Origin of the sequence: Actinospica durhamensis, from assembly GCF_018139695.1 — a bacterium.
GTDB classification, from domain to species: domain Bacteria; phylum Actinomycetota; class Actinomycetes; order Streptomycetales; family Catenulisporaceae; genus Actinospica; species Actinospica durhamensis.
In genome coordinates, this window is record NZ_JAGSOG010000190.1 from 1 (window position 1) to 17,453 (window position 17,453).

Here is a 17,453-nt window from a genome sequence, read left to right on the forward strand (position 1 = left end):
GGCTGCCCCCGGTGCGCCGAGGCGGCCGCGGTGCCGTGCCCCGGTGCGGCGGTGGACGCCTGGGCGGCGCCGGCCCCCGCAGCGGTGCCGATGGCCGCCAGCGCGCAGGCGATCACCATTGATCGCATGATTCGACGATTCATGGCGCGAATGTTACGCGCGGGTAGCCTCACCGGGAAGAGGGTGGAAAGCCCGGGGAAACGGGCGATTGCGATGAAACCGGAGCTTATTCGGACTCGAATTGGACGGTGAGTTCGCGCAGCAGATCGGCCAGCTCGCCCAGCCGCCGGTCCGGCAGCGCCGCGAGCAGTTCCCGCTCGTTCTTGAGCAGGCTGGTCAATGCCGCGTCGGCCACCTCGCGCCCCGAGTCGGTCAGCCGCACCAGCACCCCGCGCCGGTCGTTCGGGTCCGGGCCGCGCACGACGAGGCCCTTGGCCGCGAGCCGGTCGATCCGGTTGGTCATGGTGCCGGAGGTGACGAGGGTCTGGGTGAGCAGCTGGCCGGGGGAGAGCTGGTACGGCGTGCCCGCGCGGCGCAGCGCCGAGAGCACGTCGAACTCCCAGGTCTCGAGGCCGCGCTCGGCGAACGCGGTGCGCCGCGCCCGATCCAGGTGGCGTGCGAGCCGGGTGACCCGGCTGAGCACCTCGAGCGGGCTGACGTCGAGGTCGGGCCGCTCATGGCGCCAGGCCGAGACGAGCCGGTCCACCTCGTCCCACCGCTGCGGCGCGGGGCCCTCGCCGTCCCACGCGCTGCCCGGCCGTCCGCTCGCCTCGCTCGACTCCGCGCTCATCAGCCCAGTCTATCAAGAAGCTCTACGCCAAGTATCTTGATGTCGAGTCTCCTGCCGACCGGCTCACCTGCGGTGTCTGGCGGTGTCCGGCGGCGTCCGCCGGCCTGCGGGCCCCGCGCCGCTCAGCTCTCGGCGGCTTCCGCCTCGCCCTGCCGACGCAGGTTCACGGCCTGGCCGGCCTGCCCGCGCGGGACCCGCGGCCCGGATGCGTGACCACGCCGCGTCATCAGCCGCGGCGTGTGCTCGAGCCCGGACAGGCCGTTCCACGCCAGGTTCACCATGTGCGCGGCCACCTTCTCCTTGCTCGGGTGCTGCGCGTCCAGCCACCACTGGCCGGTCAGCGCCACCATGCCCACCAGCATCTGCGAGTACATGGCGCCGAACTCCGGGTCGTAGGCGCGGCGGCGGAACTCCGTCGCCATGATGCCCTCGACCTGCGTGGCGATGTCACTGATCAGTGAGGCGAAGTTGCCCGTGGACGCCGCGACCGGGGAGTCGCGCACCAGGATCCGGAACCCGTCGCTGTACGTCTCGATGTAGTCCAACAGCGCGAAGGCCGCCTGCTCGAGCAGTTCGCGCGGGTGCCCGCCGGTGAGCGCGGAGGTGACCATGTCCAGCAGCGTGCGCATCTCCCGGTCGACCACGACCGCGTAGAGGCCCTCCTTGCCGCCGAAGTGCTCGTAGACCACCGGCTTGGACACGCCCGCCTTCGCCGCGATCTCCTCCACGCTCGTCGCGTCGAATCCCCGCTCGGCGAAGAGCGATCGGCCGATCTCCAGCAACTGCTCGCGGCGCTCCTTCCCGGTCATCCGGGTCCGGTGTGGGTTGCTTGCTGCGGCGGTCACCCACTCATTATGGCTGCTCGACGGCATCAACGGCTCGGCGCAATGGTTCCGCCGACCCCTCGGGCACCACCGACTCCACCCTGATCGCCGTGCAACCCACCCACGCCGCCGCCTCCCGCAGGGCCGCGACCATCGGCTCGAGCGCCCGCGGCTTCTCCAGCGAGACCTGACGGGCGATCAGCACCTCCCCGTCCCGCGAGCGCTCACGCGCCGGATCGACCCGCCCGAGCAGCTCGCCGCCGTGCAGCAGCGGCATGGCGTAATACCCGTGCACCCGCTTGGGCTTCGGCACATAGGCCTCAAGGCGGTGGCTGAGCCCGAACATCCGCTCCGTCCGCGCCCGCTCCCAGATCAGCGAGTCGAAGGGGGAGAGCAGGGTCGTACGATGGCGCCCGCGCCCGCCCGCCGCCAGGAACTCCAGGGCCGTGGGGGCGGCCCAGGCCTGCTGCCCCCAGCCCTCCACCTCGACCGGTTCGAGCCCGGCTTCGTAGGCCACGTCGGCGAAGCCGGCGACGTTCTTGAGCCGGTAGTAGTCGAGCAGGTCCGAGCGCGTACCCACGCCAAGCGCCCGGCCGGCCCGCGTCACCAGCTCCACCTGGCATTGCCGATCCGTCAGCTCGTCGTGCAGCGCGCGCTCCGGCAGCGCCCGCTCCGGCAGGTCGTACACCCGCCGCCACCCGCGACGCTCCACGCACACCACCCGGCCGCAGGCCAGCAGGTACTCAACGGCCTGCTTCACCTCGGACCAGTCCCACCACCCGGGAGTCTTGCGCGCACCGCCGAGTTCGTTGGTGGTCAGCGGCCCGTCCGCGGCCAGCCGGTCCAACACGCCGCGCACCGAAGTGGAGTCCGGAGCCATCCCCCACATATCGTTACGGTTTCGATATGATCTGCGCCGGAAGGCGAACAGGGGCCAGTCCTCCGCAGGTAGGACGCAGGCCGCATGGGCCCAGTACTCGAAGGTGCGTGCTGAACCCGGCCCCCTCGGCTCCCAGAAGGCCTGATGGACCGCGGGCCGGCCGACCGCACCGAGGCGGGCGAACGGCACAAGCTCCTGTGAACGCGCCAATACCGAGATCGTGTCCAGCTGGATCGCGCCGAGACTGCGTAACAGCGTCGGCACGCTCCGTGAGCGCGGGGCGCCGAGCAGGCCCTGAGCGTGCAACGCGGCACGGCGGGCCTCGGCGGCGGTGAGTGCGGTACCCATATCCACCACGGTAATCGCGACCACCGACAGGCAGGCCGCGACCACGGACGGAGAAACGAGTCCGAAACGGCGCGTCATCGGGATGCTGCGTGTCACCATGACAGCGCAAGTGGGTGACGGCCCGGCAGGCTGTCAAGAAACCAGCCCCCCAGCGGGGTGTCGTGTCGGGCCTGCGTTGCTCGTATAATCAAGAGGTAAGCGAGAAGTTCGTAACACCGAGGTGTCCGGTGGGCACCTCCTCCGCGACTATCTGCCCCAACGCCGTGGCTGTGCGTCGAGGAACGCATGTAAGGCCATAGCCGCTCGAAGCCGAGCGACCGAAGAAGCAGTAGGACGCGTCGAGAAACGAGTGAGCGAGCCCACTATGACTACCGAAGCAGCAGTGCGCACCCCTTCCCCAGCCTCCCCGGCCAACATCCCGCCGCGCATCCTCGTCATCGGCGGCGGCTACGTCGGCATGTACACGGCGCGGCGGATCCTGAAGAACCTCAAGCGCGGAGAGGCGATCGTCACGGTCGTCGACCCCCGCTCCTACATGACCTACCAGCCCTTCCTGCCCGAGGCCGCGGCCGGCTCCATCGCGCCGCGCAACATCGTGGCCCCGCTGCGCCGGGTCATCAAGGGCCCGAACGCCGAGGTCGTGACCGGCAAGGTGGCCTCGGTGGACCACAGCCGGCGCACCGCCCGGATCGAGCCGAACGCGGGCGAGGCCTACGACCTCGGCTTCGACCAGCTCGTGGTGGCGGTCGGCTCCGTGCCGCGCACGCTGCCGATCCCGGGCCTGGCCGAGAACGGCATCGGCTTCAAGCAGGTCGAGGAGGCCATCAGCCTCCGCAACCACATCATCGGCCAGATCGACCTGGCCGACTCCATCAAGGACGAGGCGCTGCGCCGCAAGGCGCTGACGTTCGTGTTCGTCGGCGGCGGCTTCGCCGGCGTCGAGGCCATCGCCGAGATGGAGGACATGGCCCGCGATGTGTGCAAGTGGTACAACCACGTCGAGCCCGAGGACCTGCGATTCCTGCTCGTCGAGGCCGCCGACCGGATCCTGCCCGAGGTCGGCCCCGAGCTCGGCGTGTGGACCGCGGAGGAGCTGCGCAAGCGCGGCATCCAGGTCAAGATGAAGACGTTCCTGCAGTCCTGCGTGGACAACCACGTGGTGCTCTCCGACGGCACCGAGGTGGACGCCTCCACCATCGTGTGGACCGCGGGCGTCAAGCCGAACCCGGTGGTCGAGCACCTCGGCATCCCGCTCGGCCCCAAGGGCCACGTGGACGCGCAGGCCAACCTGCGGGTGACCGGCACCCAGTACGTCTGGGCCGCCGGCGACTGCGCCCAGGTTCCCGACCTGTCCAAGGGCCCGGGCAACTGGTGCTCCCCGTCCGCCCAGCACGCGGTGCGCCAGTCCAAGGTCCTGGCCGAGAACATCGTCGCGGCCCTGCGCGGCAAGAACGTGGCCGACTACGTGCACAAGCACGTCGGCTCCGTGGCCGGCCTCGGCATCGGCAAGGGCGTGGCGAACGTCTACGGCATGAAGCTGCGCGGCTGGCCGGCCTGGTTCATGCACCGGGCCTACCACGTCAGCCGGGTCCCCACCTTCAACCGCAAGGTGCGGGTGTGCGCCGACTGGATCCTGGCCGGATTCTTCCGCCGCGAGGCCGTGTCCCTGACCGCGTTCGAGAGCCCGCGCGGCGAGTTCACCGAGGTCGCCGTTCCGGCGCCGGCCGCGGTCGCCCCGGCGAAGACCGAGGAGAAGGCGCCCGTCGCCGCCTGAGTCACGCTCCTGTTATCCTTACCGGCATGCCCACGCCCCGTCCTCCGCGGACGGGGCGTGGCCGTTTCCGGCGCGGATTCCGCCGCGCTGCCAAGGCTTTCGCCCGCACCTTCAGCCTTCGTACACTCCCCGGCCGGCGCCGCTCGTTCCAGGTGCTCTCGGTGGCCACGATCGTGCTGTTCCTCCCGATCACCTACGTGCGGGCCGCGGGAAATCCGTACGTGTACACGGCGGCGGACGTACCGGCCGAGCCGGTCGGGATCGTCTTCGGCGCCGGCGTCCAGGGCGACCAGCCCAGCAGCTACCTGACCGGCCGCCTGGACCTCGCCCTCGACCTGTGGCACGCCGGCAAGATCAAGGTCTTCCTGGTGACCGGCGACAACTCGACGCCGACGTACAACGAGCCGAAGGCGATGCGCGACTACCTCACCGCGCACGGCGTGCCCATCAACCTGATCGTCCTCGACTACGCGGGCTTCGACACCTGGCAGAGCTGCGACCGGGCCAAGCGGATCTTCGGCGTCGACCACGCGATCCTGATCAGCCAGGGCTTCCACGTCCCGCGCGCCGTCTACCTCTGCCGCGCGGCCGGCATCGACGCGTACGCCGTGGGCGATCCGAACGGTCTGGCCGAGGGGCCCACGACCGAATGGATCAAGGACAACCTGCGCGAGGTCGCAGCGTCCTTCAACGCGGTGTATCAGGCCACGACGCAGCCGGACCCGACCTTCCTCGGCCCGCAGGACAACGGAATCGCCTCGGCGCTGCGCAGTTCGGCGGCGGGTTCCTAGCCTGGTCAGGCCACTGCGTGGGCGGGGCTGTGGCGTGCTCACGACGCTCGGCCGCCTGTGGCAGGGCCGTTACGATTGCGCGTTACCCGTGAATCTCATGAGCGGTAGATTCAAGCGAATCTGACGGTGCTCGGCGCCCTCACGGGCGTGGTCCGCCGCCGCAGCAGCGCATACGGGGACGCGTGCCCAGCGCCGTCGCCAACCTGGTCACCGTGCCGGTCGGCTCCGACGGCAAGATCGCGTTCTACAACTCGAACGGCACGACCCGGGTCGTCGTCGACCTCGCCAGCTACTACACCCCGGACGTGGCCGGTTCCGCGTACGTGGCCGACGGCCCGCTGTGCCTGCTCGACACCCGGCACGGCACCGGAACCGACGGCGTCATCGCCGCGGTCGGCGCCGGCAAGTCCATCGAGCTCAAGGTCGCCGGCGTACAGGGCGTGCCCGCAGCCGGCCTGGCCGCCGTCACGCTGAACCTCACCGCCACCGACGCCACCGCGAACGGTGTGGTGACCGCCTACCCCGACGGCCAGACCGCGCCGACGGCCTCGAACCTGAACTACTTCAGCGGCCGCAACAACTACCTCGCGGGCCAGAACCATCCCCAACCTCGTGGTGGTGCCGGTCGGCGCCGACGGCAAGGTCGACTTCGTCAACGCCTCCAGCGGCAGCGCCGACCTCATCGCCGACGTGTTCGGGTACTTCAGTACTGGCACGGACCTGTCGCTTTCCTCGCTCAGCTTCGCCAGTCCGACCGTGGACGGCACGGCCAGCGGTGCCTCCGACACCGCGACCTGGACCATCGCCGACACCAACCAGAACGCGACGACCGTCAACGGCGAGGTCGTGTTCCGCCAGCTCGGCAGCAAGCCGAACACGTACGTCGGCCAGCCGTACATCGAGGAGTTCACCCTCGGCCAGTCGTACAGCAACGCCGCCACCTTCGTCTCCGGCGACCTCGCGAGCTCGACCTACTCGTACCAGTTCGTCGTGCCGAACTACACCGCGACGGCTTCGGCCACCTGGGGCATCACCACGGTCGTCATCAACGACGACCAGGGCAGGCGCCTCGACCTCGCCGGATCGGCGCTGAGCAGCTACGGCAACACCCTGACGGCCACTGAGATCGCCTCGAGCACGACGCCCGCCACCGACAACACCGGTGTCATGTACGTGTCGAACATGGCGAGCGTCCCTGCCGTCGCGTACGACGGGGTCAACACCGCGATCCAGTACCGGCTGAGCGCATACGACGCGCAAAGCGGGTTCTGGCGCGGCACGCTCGGTCTGTCCGGCCCGGGCGGTGGCTGACCACGAACTTCGACATCCTCTCGGACGACGACCAGGCCGTCGGCGACTGCCAGAACCACGGCGACCGGAACTGGGCCACCGAGGCGGGCTGCAGCGTGTTCGTGGAGATCCCCGCGGGCACCGCCGCCGGCACCTGGGTGGTGAACACGCTCACGCTGACGAACAACGCCGGCCAGAGCCAGACCACCACCGGCCTGGACGAGGCGCCGATCACGGTGACCTCCGACCACGTCGTGAGCGCGAGCGGCTTCACCGCGTCGGCCATCTCCGTCAACGACTGGGCCGGCAGCGCGCCCTTCACCGTCTCCATGAAGGTGGCGGGAGCCCAGAACGGCGTCGCGTCCATCCAGCTGATCTGGTTCGGCAACGGCGCCAGCTGCACCCAGTCCTCGACGACGCCGACCGCGGGCGCGAACGGCGTCTATTCGGTGGCGGTGCAGATGTCGCAGGCCATCAACGGCGCTGCCACCTGCACCCTGGACGACATCATCATCACCGACGGCAAGGGCGACGTGGCCCTGTACGGAACGGACTTCGGCGCCCCGCGCTGAAGATGGTCATCTCCACCGTCCCAGACAAGACCCCGCCGACGGTGAGCTCCGCCTCCCTCAACATGACCACCGTCCCGCAGAGCCAGATCGGCGACTACAGCTACGTCATCAACGTCAAGGTCGCCGACGCCACCGCCCCGGTCAACCAGGCCTCGTCGTATCTCCACGACAGCACCGGCACCGTGGTCGGCCAGGTAGGCGGCGGCCTCAACGTCGGCTCCAACGGTCAAGCGATGATCAGCCTCGACGTCCCCTACGGCCTCGCCCTCGGCAGACGGTCCCATGGCCGGCAGCCCGTGTTCGGTGGCCGTGGACCTCTCGGATCCGACCCATCCGGAAGTCTGGGTGGATGCCCTCGACCTGTGAGGCGTGCCAAGGTTCAAGGCCGCGGCACGATGGCTTTGGCCGACGCGGTCGGGGCACGACGGTCTACGGCACCCCGAGCACGAAGGGTATGTAGCCCGCGTACCAGCCCGAGGCGAATCCGGCGATCACAAGACAGCTCAGCAGCACCGGCCACGACAGCCGGCGCAGCCCCGCGGCGACCGGGAGCAGAAGCGGGAACGCCGGGAGCAGGTAGCGCGAGACGTTGCCGAAGTTCTGGTGGCTGCACAGGCCGGCGGCGACGAAGAGCACGACGTAGACCAGCACCGCCACCGGAGGCCGCATGCGGATCAGCAGAATGATCAGCATGGGCAGGGCCGTCAGAAGCAGGATCGCGATCAGGTCTTCCTGCGGCGAGTCGTGCCAGAACGGCTGACCCATCGCCGTCCGCAGGTATCCCTTCGCCGTCCACGCACCGAAGTCGATGTACTGACCCCAGCCCTTGCGCTCGAGCACGCTGTAGCCGTCGAGCCGGCCCATCCGCAGGCCGACCCAGAGGAGGAATCCCAGGACGCCGGCCGGCGCCATGAGCAGGCCGACCAGCGGCCGCACCCGCCCGTCCCGACGCCGGACCAGCTCGACGATCGCGGCCACGCCGTACGCGGCGACCACGGCGAAGGCCGTGGGACGGCCGAGTCCGGAGAGCAGCGCGAACAGCCCCCCGAGCAGCCAACGGCGCCGCAGCGTGAAGTACAGGCACCAGGACGCGACGGCGATGAGCGTCGACTCCGAATAGCCCGACCACTCGACCCCGGAACTCGGGAACACCGCCCACAGCGCGACGCAGATCAGCGCGGCCTTGTGCCCGATGAGAGTGTGCGCCACCGCATAGATCCCCGCAGCGGCGACGAGCGAGGCGAGTATGGAAGCCAGCAGGGCGGAGCCGGGGTAGCCCAGCCCGGTGCAGGTGTGCACGATGCGAATCAGGGCCGGGTACAGCGGGAAGAACGCCGCAGAATTCTGCTGCACGCCCGTGGCGGTCGGTACCAGAGCCGGGTGGTAGCCGTGAGCGGCCACCATCGCGTACCACACGCCGTCCCAGGAGCCGAGGACGTCGAAGAACCTCAGTACCGGTTCGCGCGAGCTGCGGGAGACCTGACCGTGGTCGCGCGCGTACTGCACGAGCGCGAAGAAGGTGACGAATCCGGTCGCCTTGACGAACGTGTAGAGGCCGACGGCGGGGGCGAACCGGTGCCATGCCGCCCTGAGCTCGAACCGGATCCGCCGCGAGTCCCTGCCGGACGGCGCGTCGGCCAGCGCGTCGCCTCCCGGCGTCGCCTCCACCGCTTGCTCGACGTCTGACTCGGTAGTCGTAGCCGACTCAGCGGTCGTGGCGGTCGTGGCGGTCGTGGGGGCGACGCTTGCGGCTGACCCGAGGTCTTGGCGGATCAGTGACATTCTCGGCTCCGGGGTCCCTGCTGGAGCAAATCCAGGCTGTTCGAGTGAGCGCGGTCGCACTGCGACCATGACCTGGAGTCACGATTGCGCACATGGAGCCCCGCCCCTGCGTGCCATACCGACACGCATCCGCTGTGAGGACGCGCAAACCACGCTCAACGGTTCGCGCCGCGTTTCGCCACAGTCCGCCCTCCCGCCGCCGAGAGGCCTTGGTCCCGGTCGATAAAGGGACGAACCACCCGCCTCAAAAAAATCTTCGTGGAGTCGTCGAGTTCGGACAACCCGAGTCCGGGCCCACGCGTGACTTCCATGAAGGCGCCCGCTGCGGCGCTGTATATGGGGGCAGTGAATGGCTGGGGAACGCGATTTCAACGAGTTCTACGACGCGTCGTTCGGGCGCGTCGTCGGCCAGGTGTACGCCATGGTCGGCAGCCTGGCCGAGGCCGAGGACTCGGTGCAGGAAGCCTTCGCGCGGGCCTGGCAGGACTGGAACAAGATCAGCGAATACGGCGACGCCGAGGCGTGGGTGCGCAGCGTAGCCTTCCGGATCTCGGTCTCCTCCTGGCGCAAGACGGTCAACCGGTTCACCGCGCATCGGCGCAAAGCTGGCGAGGAGGAGGAACTGCCGGGCCTGAGCCCGGACCGGCTCGCGGTGATCACCGCGTTGCGCCAAATCGCACCCGAGCTACGCCAGGTCATCGTGCTTCACCACCTGCTCGACCGCTCCGTCGAGGAGATCAGCCGAGAGACGGGCGTCCCCTCCGGAACGGTCAAGGCCCGCCTGGTACGCGGCCGAAAAGCCCTCGCCCCGCAGCTCTCGGAGTTCGCCGAGCCGGCCGCGGTGCCGCGCCCGAACCCGAAGACCGCCGAAAGTGCCGCGCGCAAGCCGAAGACCTCGCAGCGCATCACCACCAGCCACCACAACTCCTCGAAGAAGGGCGTGCACCATGTCTGAGCGTTTCGACCAGCTGCTCTCCGGAGTAGTCGATTCCGCCACAAACGCGGCGCACAAGCCGGGCGCCGATGCCGCACGCAAGCGCGGTCGGCAGCGCCGCACCCACCAGCGCCTCGCCGCCTGCGCACTCTCCCTCGCCCTGCTCGGCGGCGTGGGCAGCATCGCGGCAGTCTCCCTGAATCACGGCTCCACCGTTCCGAGCGCGCACAGCATCGGCACCGCGTCACCCTCCCAGGCCGACAGCGCGACCGCTGAGCCCAGCCCGACCGCCACGCCCACCGCCTCCAACTCGCCCAGCGCCTCCACGTCACCGAGCCCATCGACGAGCACAGCCACGCCGACTCACACGACACAGAGCTCACCCCCCAGCACGAACTCCGGCCCGAACCCGAAATCTACGCGGCCGGCGCCTGGCTGACGCCCGGCCAGATGCCGTTCGGCGGTCAGATCGCCTGGCAGGACGCGACGCCGACCGTGGACAAGCTCAGCGGCAACGTCGCCGAGGCCACGACCCCCTCAGGCCCGAACGTGCTCGACTACTCGGGCGACGTCTGCACACTGCCCAGCCTGCAGACCGGGGCGAGCGGCTTCCAGTACGACCTTTACTACGCGCCGACCGACGGCAACAAGCTCAACGGCACCCTCACCGTCTCGAACACGGACCAGAAGATCTTCTTCTACCCGGGCTCCGCCCCAGTCGCGGCCGCCTGGAACTCAATCAGCTCCGGCCTGTCCGCCTGCGCCACCTCCCAGTCGATGACGCAAACGGGAGTCACGCAGGTCGGCACGGTACACAAGCTCTCCTCGACCGCGGATGCCCAGTGCTGGTCGAACTTCACCTCGGTCACCCCAGGTGACTACCAGAACGTGACGAACATCTGCTTCGTGCGAGTGAACGACCTCATCGAGGCCGCAAGCGTACGCGTCGCCTCGACCAGCACCTCCACGATCGCCTACGACTTCACCCAGATCGACACGCAACTCGTTCAGCAACTGACCGCCAGCGCCCACTCCCAGCTCTCCGGCAGCTGACGACGCAGCCACGCACCACGGCACCCCGCGGCGCCCCGGCCCAGAACCAGGGCGCCGCCTCGTCCGCCGCCTCATCAGTACTCGATGACACGCGACCCTGTCACGCAAGGGGCGGCGCCGGAGCTGATCTGAGCAGTCCCGCTCTGTGAGCTGTCGCGGGTCTGGGGCCGGGGGCGCTCCAGGCCCTTTTGCAGCGTGACGGGACTGGACCTCCGCTTCATTGGTCAACATACTGGCCGGATGTCTCACGATGGCTGGATGCGTCGTACGGACGAGGAAGCCGCTCGTGGCATCGGTAGCGGCCCTAGTCGAGTACGTGCGCTAGGAACCGTTCTATACAGGCGCTGGGCCACTCAAGGTCGCAAGCGGCGTGTCTCGACCCGGAACCTCGAGGATGAACGAGCCTGGGGACTACCGGCGCCCCGATGGAGGCGTGCGCGCAGGCCCGTGGTTTTCGTCCTGAAAGCGGTCGGTGAAGTCCTCAAATTCGTGCTTGAGTTCGTCAGCGACTGGGTTTTCTAGCCTCCGGCCTGCCTCACCGCAGCGAAATGCAGTAGCCAGACGGTACTCGGCTGCGTGAACCGACGGGGCTGACAGGGCTGACGGAACCTGAGATAGCCCGTTCGGTTGGGTTTCTCATCAGGGTCAGCACCGCAGGGTCGGCACTGCGGCAGCGCATGACCTAGGCGGATGCCCTGATCACGGGTTCGGCTGACAGGGTGAGGTGGCGGGCCGGACCGCGGTAGGTGTCGGTCATGCGTTCCAGCAGCAACCGGGCGGCGGCGCGGCCCTGCTCGAAGGGGGATGCTTCGACCGTAGTGAGCGGGGGGACCGCCATCTCGGCGGCATCGATGTTGTCGTAGCCGGATACCGCCACCTCACCTGGGACATCCAGCCCGTATTCGCGTGCTGCGGCGATGGCGCCGATGGCGATCATGTCGTTGGCGCACACCACCAGCCGGGGGCGAAGTCCGGCCTCGAGCATGGCCGTGAGCGCACTGCGACCGCCTGCCCAGGTGTACGGAGCTGAAGTCGTCAGGCGGGGGTCGGTGGCCAGCGTGAGGTCTTGCATGCCGGCGCGGAAGCCGGCCTCCCGCCGGGGTGCGGTGTTGTGGCCCGAGGGCCCGCCGATGTAGGCGATGGGACCGTCGTAGCGCGCTGCGAGGGTACGGGTCAGGTAGCGCAGGGCGGCGGTCTCATCGACCTGGACCGTGTCCCAGAGCGGTGAGGATTCGCTTCCCGGGCTGCCGTTGACGACGGCGACGCCGGACTCCTGCAGCATGCGGGCGTCGCTGGGCGCCAGCGGATATCCGAACACGATGGCTCCGTCGACCATTCGGTCGGTGAGTGTGCGCACGATCTGCTTCTCGGTCGCGCGCAGGCCGTTGGTGTCGTACAGGGCGACCTGGTAGCCCAGGGGTCCGAGGATCTCGCCTGCCCCGCGGGCGACCATCGGGTAGGTGACATGCGTGATGTTGGGCACGACGATCGCCACGGTGTGCGACTTCTGCTGGCGCAACGCCCGGGCGAAGTGGTTGGGCCGGTAGCCGAGTTCCTGGACGGCCGCCAGCACGCGCGCCCGGGTCTCTTCCGCGACGGGGCGCGAACCGCTGAGGACCTGGGAGACAGTAGCCTGACTGACGCCTGCGTGCGCCGCGACATCGCGAACGGTGACTCGCCTTTCGCGCGAGTCACGGGGAGCCGTTACCATAGCATCCTTCATAACACCCGATCTTGAATTGCGTAAACGTCTGCGACGCACGGCGCGCGGTCGCCGTGGGCGAATCTCATGTCGGCGCGGTCAATGAGGCCCCAGGCCCATCGCTTGCAAGCGGCGCGCGACGCGCACGTCGTCGTCCGTGTCGTGATCGTGCCCGTTGAAGCGGTGCAGGACGATTTCCTTCTGGCCGGCATAGGCGTTGTAGGCCGCGTAGACCGTCGACGGCGGGGCGACCATGTCCATCAAGGCGGTGGAGTACAGCGCGGGGAACGTGCAGCGTCGGGCGAAGTTGACGACGTCGAAGTATCGCAGCGTGTTGTAGACCTGGTCCTGCGCGTCTCTGTGGATGGCGAGGTACCGGCGTATTTCGGCATACGGGTCGCTGTCGGTGACGGTGATCGCCCGTGGGAAGTCGCACAGGAACGGGACGTTGGCCACGACCGCGTCGACGGGCCCGGCCAGCATCGCTGCGGCGACCGCCGTGCCCCCGCCCTGGCTGATGCCGGAGGCGATGATGTGGGACGGGCTGAGGATGGCCCGCGCGGCATCCAGGGCCCGTGCGGCGTCGACGAACAGCCGACGGTAGTAGTAGGTGTCGCGGTGGCCGATGCCCTTGGTCATCATGCCGGGCGTCTGCGGTCCGGTCCACGCGTCGTCGCCGGTGTCGCCGCAGCGCCAGGACGATCCCTGGCCGCGGGTGTCCATGACCAGGTGCGCGTAGCCGCATGCGGCCCAGAACAGCGAACTCTCCACGCGTCCGCGGCCACCCCCGTATCCGACGAACTCCACCACGACCGGAAGGCCCTCGAGCGCTCCGCGCGGCGACCGCAGCCAGGCTCGGACCTCCTGCCCGTCGTAGCCGCGGAAGGAGACATCGAACAGGTCGAGCTGCGTGACGACGCTGTCCGACCGGGTGAGCCGGAGGTTCAGATCATGCGACCGGGCCTGGGCCAGGGTCTGATCCCAGAACCCGCAGAAGTCGTCCGGCTCGGTCTGGGTGCTGTGATAGCCGGCCAACTCGGCCTCGGGCAGGTCGAAGTACATGAGGGAACTCCCATCGAACCGGGGATCGCGGTCCGTGGACGGGCCACGGTCCGCACGCCGGGCCCCGGCGAGGATCCACCGGCCCGTGTGCGCGCCTCTGCGCCAGCAGCGACCGGCTCAGTATGAATCGTATTGCGAGCTAGTTGCAACCGTTGACAGGCTGTCGGCGGGGGTTTAGCTTTCCACTGCGCAAAACGTATTGCGCTCTCCCCTCATCCGACCGTTGGAGGGCTCAACGATGAGAACCACCTCGAAACGACACTTTTCGTCCGTGCGACGCGCCCGGCGTGCTTCTGTGGTCGCGAGCGGACTCGCGGCGACGCTCCTAACCCTGGCCGGGTGCTCATCGTCCGGCGGTTCCGCGGCCGGGCAGAACGCCGACGCCCCGGCTGCGCTCACGTTGCAGACGTGGGGTTCGGTGCAGCATCCAGACGATGTGGGGTACCTACACCGCGGCCAACCCGTCGACGACCAAGGGGCAGTCGCTGAACGTCGTCTCCGGCGGCGGCAGCGACACCGACTCGGTCAGCAAGTTCCGCCTCGAGCTCTCCTCGGGCAAGAACATCCCCGACATCACGGAGCTGAATTACGACGAGGTTCCGGAGTTCGTCAACAGTGGCGCCCTGGCCGACATCTCGGCCGCGGTGACACCGGATCTCGGTAACGTCACGACCGCAGCCAAGACCCTGACCTCCTACGACGGCCAGACGGTGGCCGTTCCGATCCAGGTCAACGAGAAGCTCTGGTTCTACCGGGCCGACCTGTTCGCCAAGGCGGGCATCGATCCGGCGCAGGTGAAGACTCAGGCGGACTTCGTGGCGGCCGGCAAGAAGCTTCAGGCCGTCGAACCCGGCAGCTACATCTGGAACCTCCCGGCCAGCCCCGCCCCGTATCAGTGGGGGATGGTCGTCTCCGGCAACGGCGCCTCCTACTCCACGAAGTCGCCGTGCGCCATCACGGTCGGCAGCGACCCGGGGACCGCACAGGCGTTCCAGGCTATGAAGGATCTGCGGAACTCCGGTGCCGTCTCGACGTCGATCGGGGACTTCACGCCGCAATGGCAGTCGGCGCTGGCGAACGGAACCCTCGCCTCGACGCTCTCGGCAAGCTGGCTGCCGACGTTCATCGAGCAGTACGCGCCCGCGCTGAAGGGCAAGTGGGCGGTCGCGCAGTGGCCGGAGATCGGCGGCGCGGTCGGCGGCAGTGAGGCGGGCGGCGCCGTCTTCGTCATCCCGGCGGCCTCCCCGCACAAGGCCCAGGCCCTGGCCTTCCTCACCAAGACGCTCATGACCGCCTCGGGCGCCTCCGCCTACCTGCAGAAGAACACTGCGTACATCCCGAACGTCACATCGCTGCTGCAGTCCCCGAGCGTTCAGGACAACTCCTACTTCGGCCCGAGCCTGATCAAGGCCTACCTGGCCGCAAGCAGCACCTACAAGGTATTCCCCTACGACGCTTCCAACTCCGCGGAGACGACGGCGCTGGGCGACCAGCTGGCGAACTACCTCAACTCACCGGCGACCTCTCCGAGCTCCTTCCTCCAGACGGCCCAGTCCCAACTGGCCTCGCAGGTCGGCTGCCCGTACAGCCAGTGATCCCATGCTCGAGCCCTGGAGCGCCCCGGCGGGCCGGCCGGCGCTCCAGGGGCCCGGCGACGTCGTCGAGCCTCCCGCCGAAGACGGGATCGGGGAGTCCATCGAGAGACACGTTCGCGGTCGGCGCGGCGGGCACCCCGACGCCCACGAAGAAAGCGTATTGACACATGTCGCAACTGCAATTGGCGCACCGCCGAAGAGATCGCGAGGAGGTTCGCACCCTCCCGCGGCGAAGGAGCGGCCGGGCGCTTCTCGACCGTACTGTTCCGTATCTGTTCCTCGCACCGTTCCTGGTCTCGTTCATCGTCTTCTTCGCGGCGCCCTCGATCGTCTCGATCGTCCTGAGCTTCTACCGGTACCGCGGCTACGGCACGGCGAGCTACATCGGGTTTCACAACTACGTCGCGCTCTTCCAGTCGCCGGAATTCTGGCAGAGCGCCAGAGTCACGCTCTTCTACTGGCTCGTCCCGCTGGTCCCGCTACTCGGCGGCGGATTCCTCCTCGCGGTGCTCGTGCGCTCGAAGCTCGCGAAGCTCCCGTCTGTGTTCAAGCCGCTGCTGTTCGTCCCGCAGGTGATGGCACCGGTCGCGGCGGCGATGGTATGGCGCGTGATCCTGAGCGACAACGGCGTGCTCAACTCGCTGCTCGGGCTCCACGTCGACTGGCTCAACGACCCCTCGGCCGGTAAATGGGCCGTCGTGCTGCTGCTGCTGTGGGGCGGCATCGGATGGTACTTCGTCATCTTCCTCGCCGGACTGACCAACGTGCCGGACGAACTGCTCGAGGCCGCCCACTTGGACGGGGCGAACGCCATGCAGCGGATCCGCCACGTCACGCTCCCGATGATGCGGCCCATCATCCTGTTCGCCGTCGTCATCGACACCATCTCGTCGTTCCAGCTGTTCACCGAGCCCAATCTGCTCGTGGGCGCCGCCGGGGCCGCCTCGGCGACGGGCGCGCCACCGACGGCCGCTCCGGTCATGAACCAGGTCGTCGACAACATCGACGCCGGCCAGTTCGGGCTCTCGGCCGCGGCCGGCTGGCTGCTGTTTCTCGCAGTCGGGATCTTCTCGATTCTTCAATTCCGACTGCTGCGCGAGAGGGGCAAGTGACATGGCTCGCAGCCAAAGCAACGGCGGCCGCTGGGTCGGCACCAAGGGCGTTCTGAACCTCTTTCTGATCGGCACGGCCGTCCTCGCCGTCTACCCGTTCCTCGTCATGGCCTTCGGCGGATTCAAGACGCCCGGGGAACTGACCACCAACCCCAGCGGGATCCCGGCCCATCCCACGACGAGCAACCTCGTCGATCTGTTCACCGGATCGACCGGGTCGCTGATGTGGCGCGGCCTGCTCAACAGCGTGGTGGTGACGAGCCTGTACACGGCCATAACCGTGATCTTGTGTGCCATGGCGGGCTACGCCTTCGTCGCCTACAAGTTCAAGGGCAAGAACGTGATCTTCGCGCTTCTCGTCACGTCGATGCTCGTGCCGTTCGAGGTCAACATCCCCAGCCTCTACCTCATGTTCTCGAAGATCGGCTGGCTCGACACGTACCAGGTGCAGATCTGGCCGGGCACGGCGAGCGTGCTGGGCATGTTCATGGCCCGGCAGTTCATGGCGGGTCTACCCGGCGAGGTGTTCGAGGCTGCCCGCATCGACGGCGCCGGACACTGGCGGGTGTTCCAGCGGATCGCCCTGCCGATGGCCGTACCGGCGCTGGGTGCCGTCGCCGTGATCACCTTCGTCGCCAAGTGGAGCGACTACCTCTGGCCGTTGATCATGGTCAGCAGCCCGCAGCACGAGCCGATCATGGTCCTGCTGCCCGAACTGAGTACCAATCAGAACGGTTTCATCGTCGAGTACCAGGTCCTACTGGCCGGTGCCCTGGTGATCACCGTCCCCATCCTGCTCGTCTTCCTGCGCTTTCAAGACAAGTTCATGACGGGCACTACCGCGCCGTGAGCACCCACACCCGCCGCGGCCCGCGCTTGATCAGCCCGGCGACCCGTCCCCACACGCCGATCCTGGGGTGCGCCTCCTCGCCGAAGCGCGGCAC

16 protein-coding genes are annotated in these 17,453 nt (G+C 68.6%); 9 read left to right on the forward strand and 7 right to left on the reverse strand.

The window, feature by feature from the left end; genetic code table 11:
* Positions 1-226: 226 nt before the first annotated feature.
* The 3 genes from KDL01_RS28390 to KDL01_RS28400 form a co-directional block, all read right to left on the reverse strand.
* Positions 227-790: a MarR family winged helix-turn-helix transcriptional regulator gene (locus tag KDL01_RS28390; RefSeq protein WP_212531698.1), complete on the reverse strand. Its 564-nt coding sequence runs from the start codon at positions 788-790 to the stop codon at positions 227-229.
* Between the two features lie 122 nt (positions 791-912).
* Positions 913-1,662 (reverse strand): TetR/AcrR family transcriptional regulator, encoded by a 750-nt coding sequence (locus tag KDL01_RS28395; protein ID WP_438801992.1) that lies wholly within the window; start codon positions 1,660-1,662, stop codon positions 913-915.
* A complete protein-coding gene (locus KDL01_RS28400; RefSeq protein WP_246577123.1) occupies positions 1,643-2,842 on the reverse strand; it encodes a winged helix-turn-helix domain-containing protein in 1,200 nt (399 codons plus the stop codon). The genes KDL01_RS28395 and KDL01_RS28400 overlap by 20 nt, the downstream gene beginning before the upstream one ends.
* A gap of 364 nt (positions 2,843-3,206) precedes the next feature.
* Here KDL01_RS28400 and KDL01_RS28405 point away from each other — a divergent pair, with 364 nt between their 5' ends.
* From KDL01_RS28405 to KDL01_RS28420, 4 genes are all read left to right on the forward strand, one after another.
* Positions 3,207-4,616, forward strand: a complete 1,410-nt coding sequence (locus KDL01_RS28405; protein ID WP_212531699.1) for an NAD(P)/FAD-dependent oxidoreductase — start codon at positions 3,207-3,209, stop codon at positions 4,614-4,616.
* A gap of 161 nt (positions 4,617-4,777) precedes the next feature.
* Positions 4,778-5,407 (forward strand): SanA/YdcF family protein, encoded by a 630-nt coding sequence (locus KDL01_RS28410; protein WP_307846639.1) that lies wholly within the window; start codon positions 4,778-4,780, stop codon positions 5,405-5,407.
* A gap of 612 nt (positions 5,408-6,019) precedes the next feature.
* On the forward strand, positions 6,020-6,718 hold the full coding sequence (locus tag KDL01_RS28415) for a hypothetical protein (protein WP_212531701.1): 699 nt from the start codon (positions 6,020-6,022) through the stop codon (positions 6,716-6,718).
* 95 nt (positions 6,719-6,813) lie between these two features.
* Positions 6,814-7,269, forward strand: coding sequence for a hypothetical protein (locus tag KDL01_RS28420; protein ID WP_212531702.1), 456 nt, complete (start codon positions 6,814-6,816; stop codon positions 7,267-7,269).
* 429 nt (positions 7,270-7,698) lie between these two features.
* On the opposite strand, the gene KDL01_RS28425 is transcribed toward KDL01_RS28420, so the two are convergent.
* On the reverse strand, positions 7,699-8,937 hold the full coding sequence (locus KDL01_RS28425; RefSeq protein WP_212531703.1) for a putative hexosyltransferase: 1,239 nt from the start codon (positions 8,935-8,937) through the stop codon (positions 7,699-7,701).
* 463 nt (positions 8,938-9,400) lie between these two features.
* On the opposite strand from KDL01_RS28425, the gene KDL01_RS28430 reads away from it, so the two are divergent.
* Complete coding sequence (locus KDL01_RS28430) at positions 9,401-10,006, forward strand: SigE family RNA polymerase sigma factor (protein ID WP_212531704.1); 606 nt, start codon at positions 9,401-9,403, stop codon at positions 10,004-10,006.
* A gap of 180 nt (positions 10,007-10,186) precedes the next feature.
* On the opposite strand, the gene KDL01_RS28435 is transcribed toward KDL01_RS28430, so the two are convergent.
* Positions 10,187-10,342 carry a hypothetical protein gene (locus KDL01_RS28435; protein WP_212531705.1) on the reverse strand — a complete coding sequence of 52 codons (156 nt, stop codon included), beginning with the start codon at positions 10,340-10,342 and terminating at the stop codon, positions 10,187-10,189.
* Positions 10,343-10,435: 93 nt separating this feature from the next.
* Between KDL01_RS28435 and KDL01_RS28440 the strand changes: the two genes are divergently transcribed.
* A complete protein-coding gene (locus tag KDL01_RS28440; RefSeq protein ID WP_212531706.1) occupies positions 10,436-11,038 on the forward strand; it encodes a hypothetical protein in 603 nt (200 codons plus the stop codon).
* A gap of 682 nt (positions 11,039-11,720) precedes the next feature.
* On the opposite strand, the gene KDL01_RS28445 is transcribed toward KDL01_RS28440, so the two are convergent.
* Together KDL01_RS28445 and KDL01_RS28450 are read right to left on the reverse strand one after the other, a co-directional pair.
* Positions 11,721-12,761 carry a LacI family DNA-binding transcriptional regulator gene (locus tag KDL01_RS28445; RefSeq protein ID WP_307846640.1) on the reverse strand — a complete coding sequence of 347 codons (1,041 nt, stop codon included), beginning with the start codon at positions 12,759-12,761 and terminating at the stop codon, positions 11,721-11,723.
* A 78-nt stretch (positions 12,762-12,839) separates the two neighbouring features.
* Positions 12,840-13,802, reverse strand: a complete 963-nt coding sequence (locus KDL01_RS28450) for an acetylxylan esterase (protein ID WP_212531708.1) — start codon at positions 13,800-13,802, stop codon at positions 12,840-12,842.
* A gap of 434 nt (positions 13,803-14,236) precedes the next feature.
* On the opposite strand from KDL01_RS28450, the gene KDL01_RS28455 reads away from it, so the two are divergent.
* From KDL01_RS28455 to KDL01_RS28465, 3 genes are all read left to right on the forward strand, one after another.
* Positions 14,237-15,397 (forward strand): extracellular solute-binding protein, encoded by a 1,161-nt coding sequence (locus tag KDL01_RS28455; RefSeq protein ID WP_212531709.1) that lies wholly within the window; start codon positions 14,237-14,239, stop codon positions 15,395-15,397.
* Positions 15,398-15,564: 167 nt separating this feature from the next.
* Entirely contained in the window at positions 15,565-16,509 is a 945-nt protein-coding gene (locus KDL01_RS28460) for a carbohydrate ABC transporter permease (protein WP_212531710.1), read from the forward strand.
* Position 16,510: 1 nt separating this feature from the next.
* Positions 16,511-17,359: a carbohydrate ABC transporter permease gene (locus KDL01_RS28465; protein ID WP_212531711.1), complete on the forward strand. Its 849-nt coding sequence runs from the start codon at positions 16,511-16,513 to the stop codon at positions 17,357-17,359.
* The last annotated feature ends 94 nt before the right edge of the window (positions 17,360-17,453 follow it).